Here is a 9253-nt window from a genome sequence, read left to right on the forward strand (position 1 = left end):
TGTTTATTCTTCATTCATATTAGCATTGACTAATATGTGTGTCAAAATAAATTAAAAAAATCTGAAAAATACCATTCACTCAATTTTTATCCATGAAGAGTTAAGGATAAATTGGATGAAAATCCCCGAAGTATAGATATTTAAATGAAAGGAATGAGAGTAGTATCAATAAAAGACCGTTAATATTTTGAGCATTAGCTCTAGTATATTAACGGTCTTTATTTATTCCCCAAAAATTTAAGTATGTGCGATAAATTCAATCTTTCTATGTGCTTATATTCATTTATATCTGTTTATATACGTCTGCATATGCCACTTTTAGTTGATTGCGTAATTGTTTGTTTTCTTCTTCAACTTTCTTAATTCTTCTCTTCAACGATTCAATAATTACATCTTTATTGCTGTCACTCATCTCACGTTTTATCTGTTTTGGTGTAGGGTTATGTTCTTGTTGATGGCGCAGAGTTTCAATACGCTTACGGAACTTCTGGTTGTTATATAGTGTCGCTTTAGCGATACCTGCCTCATTTGCTACGCTATTAAAATTGATATTCTGATTGGCTCGTATGAGCCTTTGGATTGCTTCATCAACTTTTTGGGAGGTGGCTGCTTTTCTGGATGCATGAATTGCTTTTAGCTGCTCTATACGATCATAACTAGCCATGTTTTACACCATACTTTCTTTTTATACGATCTTGCCGCCCAAAAATAATATTACCTTCTCTAATATTATTTAAGATGCCTTGATATCTGTTTAAATTTCGTACATGTTTCTCAACCATATCCTCACGATTATGCTGTTTAGCTATTTCTACAGCCCTCGTTGTTGTTTTTATGTGCAACTCATATTTTTCAATATCCAGCTCTGAAAATCCAATTGCCAAGTCTTTACAAGGACTACCACTATTACATGTCAAACAAGGCGGAGCTTCCATATGTGGGCAATCTCTTTTCAATCGTGCATGACATGTTCCGTAAGGGTTGTCCATTGCATTTAATTTATGCTCTTGCCAGAGTGCTTGCAATATATCATCAGGAATATCTTCACCTGCATTAATCTCTTGTACCTCACCGTTCAAATCAAAGCTGAAAACCCCTTGATTAATAGCAGATTCGAACGCTTTCCGCTTAGTTTCATCCAATAGTTTTGCATACCGTAAAGTCATCTCAGGAGAAGCATGTGCTAATAATTCTTGTACCGTTAGAATATCTGTGCCTCCATTCAATAATTTCACAGCATATGTATGACGAAATTGATGAGTTTTAAAACGAAATATATTACCATCTTCATCTACAATATGTTTCTTTTTTGCTAGTTCATTCAAGTGACTTCGAATCCAACCTTGGGTATATGGTTTACCTTTTCTTATACCCTGATATCTCACAAAAATATATCCTTCTGGATTATTATCTTGCGTACTATTTTCTTTGGAATATGAAATTAAAACCGAAAGAATTTTTGCGAGATCCTCATCAATTGGAATTCGATGTCCTTTTACCTGTGTTTTTTCAATATCGGTTACAATGGAGTATTTACCATTCAATTGTACAAGGCAATCTGTTGTAAGTTCCAACACATCTGAAATACGAAGTCCTGTTTTAAAAGCCACCCATACCACTGGTATAATGTCTTCAGGTAGGTCGTTAAGGTGAGCAAATAATTGTTCCAGTACAAAATCAGGAATGTAATCAATTTGCCCAAAGGGCTTTTTTTTCACTCTAGGTTTGTCCCCTGGGAAAATTAATAATCGTACATCTGTATTTGGCGCAATGACATATTCGTATTTTTGAGCATCTCCCAAAAACTTATTTATACGTTTCAGCTCTTCTGATATATATCTTTCTAAAGGGTCAATCCCTTTATTTTTGGTGTCTTCATGCAACCATTGAATGTATTGTTCCATATGAGGTCTTTTGAGATCTTTCAAATCATTCCAAGTTGGTTCCAATGAAAATATGAAAGTGAAAAATTTGGTTAAAGCCCTTACGTAAATTCTTGCTGTAGCAAACGAAAGATCGTTTCGTCCCATTAAACGTTGCTTGATATACTTTTTTGTGCTCTCTCTTATTTTCAACGGCTCTATTTTAGTAAAGTTGAGGTAATGCGCAGTTAAACTTTTGCTGTAATATATCCCATATTTCGTGTGTAAAATCCGTACATCCCAACGGTCTTTCTCCCATTCATCACGAGAATCTGCTAACACCAAGAAGTTGGAATAAATGAGATGAAAATAAGTTGCTGCGGGGGATTTATGTGTATATTCTTCAAACATTATGGTCTTTGATGTCTTTGTTATAGGAATTCCTTGCTGTTTTAACCAAAACCACCATTCTCGTTCAGCCTTCTCCATATCTAAATCAAATAAAGAGAAAAGATGGGGATATTTTACGTTAAGAAAAATAGATAATTTGTTTAATAATGCGGCTTTTGCATTAAAACCACTGCTTAGTGCCCAATGTTCTTTAAATAATTTTTGATACCACACATATTTTATTTCAAGGTTAACAGTTGGACTATTTATTCGAAAATGCACATTTCGACGTTTTCCTTTGTAGTTATCCGCCATTTTCCGAAATTGAGGGATACTTTCTAAAAATTCGATGTTCCAACTGTCATTAATTAAAAAATAAGGTTCTTTCACATGGTTAGTAGTAACAGATCCATCAGGGTGAATTATTTTTTCCATATAACTAGAGAGTTCATATTTTAATCGTTCATGAAAATTGACTTCTCCTATATTTGTTTGCTGTTTTCGATTCATGTTTACCACCTTCAGCTTTTTTCGTCGATTTTAAATGCATCTTGCGCTTTTTCCCAATCCTTACGGATATCTTCCTCCGAAGGATGGAGATACAAATTCATTGTTGTTTGAATTTGGGCATGTCCTAATCTCTCTTGTACCTGTTTGATGTCTTTTGTCTCCTGATAGTATATAGTTGCATGGGTATGTCGTAGCAGATGAGGGTGAATGTTAATTTTTGTTTTCTTTCGCAAGCGTTTGAAGAGAGATTCTACATCACTATAATTCATAGGTCTACCCACATTTCTCCCACATAGCTTAACAAAGACAAAGTTTGTTTTAATATCCAGTTCATCAATAATTTCATATAGATAATCATCATACAAATCCATTAGGTGTTGCGATACAAATATCTCTCGTTCTCCTGTTTTGAGCTTTGCACCATTCTCCAATTCTCCTCGATCCATCAAGCGAATCCGATGTCCATTTCTGTGGTCAAATATAAAGTCTTCTAAGAATAGAGAGAGAGCTTCTCCAATACGTAACCCTGTTTCAAACAGAAGTTGAATAAGGAAAGCATCTCGTATATTTGTAGTAGCTGTGAAAGTTTGTTGTACTTGCTCTTTTGTGAGCACTTGAAGCTTTTTACGAGGCTCTTTTACTTTCAATACATTTCGGATAGAGGGCTTATTCTTATTGATATGATGTAGAAAACTCTTATATCGTGTTCTTCCTCCTGTATAAATCTGACGCATTAGTTTTTCATTCATGTCCTTAGCCAGTTCTTCGTTACGGTATAAATAATCATAAAAATTTGTAACGACAGTAACCGTTAAGTTTACTGTTTTTTCAGTCTTTTTAGATTTTACGGGTGAAAAAGACGTTACATTTAAACTGGTATATGGATGACGTAACCATCCAACAAAATCTGCTAGATCTTCTAATTTTATATCTTTGTAATCTTTTTCAGTTTCTCTTAAATATACAAAGTATTGTTTCAACGCAAAACAGTATGTCTTTTGAGTATTCCTACTTTTCCCTGTGCTATCCAAATATTTGAGATATTTTACAACAGGAACAATCGGAATCCCCCTCTCATCTACTAACATGTATTTTTTACTTTCCTCTAGGATAACCTCTTGTACTCGCATAGAGCCCCTCCCATAGATTTCATACTAACCCTAATAATTAATTTTACACCATCACTCTTATAAAGGTTACTTTCTAACTATGAAGAAAAAATCTCTGTTACATTTTAAACATAATACACTAGATTATTTACGTACAGTTAATAATTATATAATGTGTAAAAAAAAGAATAATAGACTCATATATTAAACATAGTATTCGCTTTTCATTGTAGTATAGTTAACCAATAGGTGATATTATATAAAAAATAAATGTGATGAAGAGAAGAGTAAATAAAGTGAATTCTATACAGAGAACCCTGGTAGCTGAAAAAGGGTTAGAATTTCTTTATTGAAGCAAGCCTCAGAGCAGCACGTCGGAACCTTTTAGGAGGGGGTGATGTGACGGGAGCTCCCGTTATAGAGCTAAGGTATAAGCATTTTTAAATGCCGTACCTGATAAGGTTAATATGGCGACATATTAATAAACTAGGGTGGCACCGCGATGATAAATCTCGTCCCTAAGACTTCAAGTCTTGGGGGTGGGATTTTTTTATTTTGTTTTAAGTGTTGCATTCTATCTGATTATATTTTAGGAGGAATTCAATTGATTTTTAAAAAAACATTGGAAACTTGGCGGTATCCATCTATCTTATTGTTTAGTATTGGTGTTTCAAGTGTTGGAAGTTGGGTTTACTTTATTGCTCTAAACCTAATCGTTCTTAACATAACAGAATCGGCAATTGCTGTCTCTGGTTTATATATTATTAGGGCTTTATCAACTTTGTTTACTAATATTTGGTCAGGAAGTCTTGTAGATCGTTCAAATAAAAAATATCTCATGATAGCACTAGGTATCTTTCAGACTGTGCTAATTGCATTATTACCTTTCTTCTCTTCTTTAGGGCTTATATATGCTATGGTCTTTCTTATTACAATAGCGAGCTCTATGTACCACTCAACATCGGTAACTTATATTACAAAGTTAATACCAATAGGACAAAGAAAACGTTTCAACTCTTTACGTAGCCTACTTGATTCCGGAGCATTTTTGACTGGACCAGCAATAGCGGGAATGATGTTTACAATTGGTACACCTAATATGGCTATTTATATCAATGCTGGAGCTTTATTTTTATCTGCATTAATTACAGTAGGAATGCCTAATGTTGAATCCTCTGCACAGTTAGAAAAAACATCAGATACAACAAAATTATCTCTTAGGTTATTAATAGATGATTGGAAGCTTGTTATTGGATTTAGCCGTAAGTTTCTATATGTCATGATAATATATCTTTTATTTAGTGCGATGGTAGTCATGATGACAGCTACAGATTCGTTGGAAGCTGCTTTTGCAACTAGGATACTTTCTTTATCTGAAGGTGAATATGGAATTTTAGTCAGCATCGCTGGAGCAGGAGTATTGGTAGGTTCTTTATCTAATGCAATAATTAATGAAAAAATACCTATCTCATGGCTTATGGGTATGGGTTCCTTAATAACTGCAGTAGGTTATATGATTTTTACAGCTTCTAATACCTTTTTTATAGCATCTGTAGGGGTTTTTGTTTTATCATTTGCTACTGCCTTTTCTAATACCGGTTTTTACACATTTTATCAAAACAATATACCTGTTGATGTGATGGGCAGAGTTGTCAGTATTTACGGGTTTATTGAGGCTTTTTTAATTATTACAGTTACTGTAATCTTTGGTGTTTTTTCAGAGCTTATATCTATACGATTTGTTGTAGTTTCAGGAGCATTTTTAATGTTTTTGATATCTATCATACTATTTATTTGCAGTGTTCAACCATCAAAAGCAAAATTCTATTCTAATTCAACTGAGCTTAAAGATTCGTTTCAATAAATTCCTTGTTTAATAAATAAAATTAAATAATAGTGATGAAATAAAAAGGATCCTTACTGAAAGATTCTTTTTATTACCGATAACGAAGGTCATGTAAACATAGTTAAATAACAGAATCAATTATTAAACGGCTATATAAAGTACTGCTATAAATGTAGCTTTAGAATAAAGATTGATTAAAAAATCCCCTTCAACCTTTATTTATCAGCAAATGCAAAAACTCCATTTTGAAAAAAGATTGATCAAAATGGAGTTAATCTTTCTAACTGAGTATTAGATTTTATAAAAAAGTTTGATCAATTAAATGAGCCTTATTCAACTAAAGCCTCTGTTAGCTCAATAACAATGCCTAAACTTTATTATTCGATTCCTTAAGCTTTCTCTCCCCCATTTTATGATAAAGAGACATGATAGCCCAAATAGCAGTTGGAAGTGCTATTGCTCCAATGATCATAGACGCAAGAATGTTAATTGCACTGCCATCGACATACAACAATATAAAAACAGCTATTAAGAAGATAAGAACTGATATAGTTTTCAAAAGATTAACTAATCTGTTTTTTTCTTTTACCTTCCATTTGTTATTGTATGTTGCGATTACAGTCATAGCTGTTGGAATGGCAATGACTGTGAAAATAACTGCTATTGTAAATAGTATTGATTGTAATGTACCCGAGCTTATTATTGCCACAACCCATGCGAGTACTGTTATTAAAACGAACGGAATGGCAAAATAATTCATAGAACGGGCTGAATTTTCATACTTTTCAACGGATGTGTCACGGTCACTATAAATTGGTTTTGTATTAGGTTGTGCTCGAAATAAATGAATATCTCCTTCTGAGGTAATATGCGACCATCCAGAAGATGAAAAAAAGTCAAAGTATTCGTCTTCTTCATCCTCTTTTAATGAACGATAATCTACACTGTAGATATAATCTGAGCTTTCCCCTTTTTTTAGCGTATATCCCATAAACTTAAAATCACTGACATGCCATCCCTTCAAAGAAAATCGGCGTAATTTTTCCATATCCTTATCCTCAGAAAAAGCTAACCCACCTGACATAATATACTTTGTTTGTCTCATTCTTCACCCTCCTTCAATCCAGTTTCTGCTAATTTAATCATCAGTTTTCTTATCTTCACATCTTCTTCTAATACTTCTCTGCCCTTGTCAGTAAGCAGATATGTTTTACGCCTTGAATCCGACCCATCATACAAATAAATCCACTCTTGTTTTAATAACTTTTTTATAATCGTGTACATTGAAGCAGGTCCTATAGTAATTGCACCATTTGTTGTTTCTTCAATTAAGCTCATAATTGCGTAACCATGCCTTGGTTTAATTAAAGCAGCCATAATATAAAACATTGAATCCGTTAATTGCTCCGTTTTCTTCAATCCATCACCTTCTATATCCTTTTAAGATATATCACAATGTGATATATCTATCTAAGAACAATATATCATGATGTGATATATGTGTCTAGAGTTATATCATAATTTGATATTTGTCCTTTATAATCAAAAAAGAACCCTTACAATGGGCTCTTCGTTAAATTTTCAAATACATGATGTTCTTTTCCATTATCCTTCTATAACTAAACTGCTTCGTTAGTTTAAGTACAGTTTTTTACAAGATAAACATCAATTTTAACATAAATGTCCAATAAAAAAATCATCTCAAAGAATAACTCAAGAGATAATTTTTATCAAACTTTATTTCAAATTATCAATCTTTATTTTAAACGATCAATCTTTTTTACAAAGTTACAATAAAGCTAAAGTTTTGCACTATCCATAAAACTAAAAAGACGTTATCCTTTCTGTAGAATCATAGGAAAGGATGGCGTTTTTATGTCTGTTTCTGTGTCTGAAGAATTACAACTATTTGCTCAAGAGATTCAAAGCTTTTTATCTCCAAATACCTTACGGGATCTTGCTAGAGATACTGGTTTCGTACAACGAACCAGTAAATACCAAGCAAATGATTTAGTCGCTTTATGTATATGGATGAATCAAAATGTCGCTACAACCTCTTTAGCTCAGTTATCTAGCTGTTTAGAAGCATCAACAGAAGTACTCATCAGTCCTGAGGGACTGAACCAACGGTTTAATAAGGCGGCCGTCCTACTTTTACAACACCTACTAGCCGAACTACTAAGTAAAAAATTGGCCGCATCTATCCCGATTTCTTCTCCATACACTTCTGTTTTCAAGCGTATTCGTATTTTAGATTCAACTGCATTTCAACTCCCGGATGTATTTTCATCGGTTTATCCAGGTGCAGGAGGATGCAGCCATACAGCTGGGATGAAAATTCAACTTGAGTATGATTTGTTAGGTGGACAGTTCCTACATATTCATACAGGTCCAGGTAAACAACATGATCGAACCTACGGTTCTTTGTGTGTCCCAACTGTGAAAGCGAATGACTTGTGTATCCGAGATTTAGGTTACTTTCATCTTAAAGATCTTCAACATATACACGATAAAAAAGCCTACTATATCTCTCGTATTAAATCCAATACACGTATTTATCAAAAAAATCCCAATCCAGGTTACTTTCAAGACGGAAGAATAAAGAAAGGTACGCAATACATTCAATTAGATGTGGAGAAATTGATGAATTCCATGCAGCCAGGACAAACCTATGAAATAACAGATGCTTATGTAGGGATGAGTGACAAAGTACAGACTCGTGTTATTGTTCATCGACTTACAGAAGAACAACAAAAGAAACGTCTACAAGATCAAGCTGTTCGAGAGAAAAAGAAAGGAGTGACGTATTCTCCTCGCAGCAAACGGCTCAGTGGTATAAATGTGTATATGACAAACACCCCTACAGATATTGTACCGATGGGACAGGTACATGACTGGTATTCTTTGCGTTGGCAAATCGAAATTTTATTTAAAACATGGAAGTCATTCTTTCAAATTCATCATTGTAAAAAAATAAAACCAGAACGATTGGAGTGCCATTTATATGGTCAATTGATTGCCATTCTACTCTGTTCTTCTATCATGTTTCAAATGCGCCAATTGCTCCTGATGAAGAAAAAAAGAGAGCTTAGTGAGTATAAAGCCATTTATATGATTAAAGACTATTTTCTTCTTCTATTCCAAACTATGCAAAAAGACACCCAAGAGCTATCAAAGGTATTACTTCGCCTATTCAATCTCCTACAGCAAAACGGGCGGAAATCTCATCGATATGAGAAAAAAACGGTCTTTGATATATTAGGTGTCGTTTACAATTGTACCATGTCTGATAATCAAGCGGCTTAATTCAAAAAAGTGAAACCCGTTAGGGTTTATTTCGTATGCGAATTTTTAAATAATCTACACTTGTCCTTTAGAAAAAAGAAACAATCTCGCCTATAATTGACGTTTCATAAGCTTAGCTTGATAGCGATGGGGTATCGCCAGCATTTCGGAAAAAAACCACGCTAAGCAAAAAATAAGCTGTCCAGATGGACAGCTTATTTACATAACTACCGAAAGCGGAAGTTACTTTT

The 9253-nt window shown here is 33.7% G+C and carries 7 protein-coding genes and 1 other annotated feature; of the genes, 2 read left to right on the forward strand and 5 right to left on the reverse strand.

The features are described 5' to 3' along the window. Nucleotides 1-283 precede the first annotated feature (283 nt). From DN408_RS30935 to DN408_RS30945, 3 genes are read right to left on the reverse strand one after another with little or no spacing between them, the layout of a single operon-like run. Nucleotides 284-664, reverse strand: coding sequence for a DUF6262 family protein (locus DN408_RS30935; RefSeq protein ID WP_070142932.1), 381 nt, complete (start codon nt 662-664; stop codon nt 284-286). Beyond that, a complete protein-coding gene (locus DN408_RS30940) occupies nt 657-2762 on the reverse strand; it encodes a tyrosine-type recombinase/integrase (protein ID WP_147740517.1) in 2106 nt (701 codons plus the stop codon). Before DN408_RS30940 ends, DN408_RS30935 begins: the two co-directional genes overlap by 8 nt. Before the next feature lie 11 nt (nt 2763-2773). Then, nucleotides 2774-3892, reverse strand: a complete 1119-nt coding sequence (locus DN408_RS30945) for a tyrosine-type recombinase/integrase (RefSeq protein ID WP_016127854.1) — start codon at nt 3890-3892, stop codon at nt 2774-2776. Between the two features lie 245 nt (nt 3893-4137). Next, nucleotides 4138-4394, forward strand: a binding site (T-box leader). Nucleotides 4395-4475: 81 nt separating this feature from the next. On the opposite strand from DN408_RS30945, the gene DN408_RS30950 reads away from it, so the two are divergent. Further along, on the forward strand, nt 4476-5735 hold the full coding sequence (locus DN408_RS30950) for an MFS transporter (RefSeq protein ID WP_033708576.1): 1260 nt from the start codon (nt 4476-4478) through the stop codon (nt 5733-5735). A 349-nt stretch (nt 5736-6084) separates the two neighbouring features. Here DN408_RS30950 and DN408_RS30955 read toward each other — a convergent pair whose 3' ends face one another. After that, complete coding sequence (locus DN408_RS30955) at nt 6085-6822, reverse strand: DUF2812 domain-containing protein (RefSeq protein ID WP_078178900.1); 738 nt, start codon at nt 6820-6822, stop codon at nt 6085-6087. Continuing rightward, entirely contained in the window at nt 6819-7136 is a 318-nt protein-coding gene (locus tag DN408_RS30960; protein WP_046956610.1) for a PadR family transcriptional regulator, read from the reverse strand. Before DN408_RS30960 ends, DN408_RS30955 begins: the two co-directional genes overlap by 4 nt. Before the next feature lie 456 nt (nt 7137-7592). Here DN408_RS30960 and DN408_RS30965 point away from each other — a divergent pair, with 456 nt between their 5' ends. Continuing rightward, nucleotides 7593-9023, forward strand: coding sequence for an IS4 family transposase (locus DN408_RS30965; protein WP_078178899.1), 1431 nt, complete (start codon nt 7593-7595; stop codon nt 9021-9023). Nucleotides 9024-9253: the final 230 nt, after the last annotated feature.

This window comes from Bacillus sp. AR13-1 (assembly GCF_008042285.1).
Classification (GTDB): Bacteria; Bacillota; Bacilli; order Bacillales; family Bacillaceae_G; genus Bacillus_A; species Bacillus_A mycoides.

Coding starts and splice junctions, on each gene's coding strand:
- DN408_RS30935 (WP_070142932.1), bottom strand. CDS start 664: ATGGCTAGTTATGATCGTATAGAGCAGCTAAAAGCAATTCATGCATCC.
- DN408_RS30940 (WP_147740517.1), bottom strand. CDS start 2,762: ATGAATCGAAAACAGCAAACAAATATAGGAGAAGTCAATTTTCATGAA.
- DN408_RS30945 (WP_016127854.1), bottom strand. CDS start 3,892: ATGCGAGTACAAGAGGTTATCCTAGAGGAAAGTAAAAAATACATGTTA.
- DN408_RS30955 (WP_078178900.1), bottom strand. CDS start 6,822: ATGAGACAAACAAAGTATATTATGTCAGGTGGGTTAGCTTTTTCTGAG.
- DN408_RS30965 (WP_078178899.1), top strand. CDS start 7,593: ATGTCTGTTTCTGTGTCTGAAGAATTACAACTATTTGCTCAAGAGATT.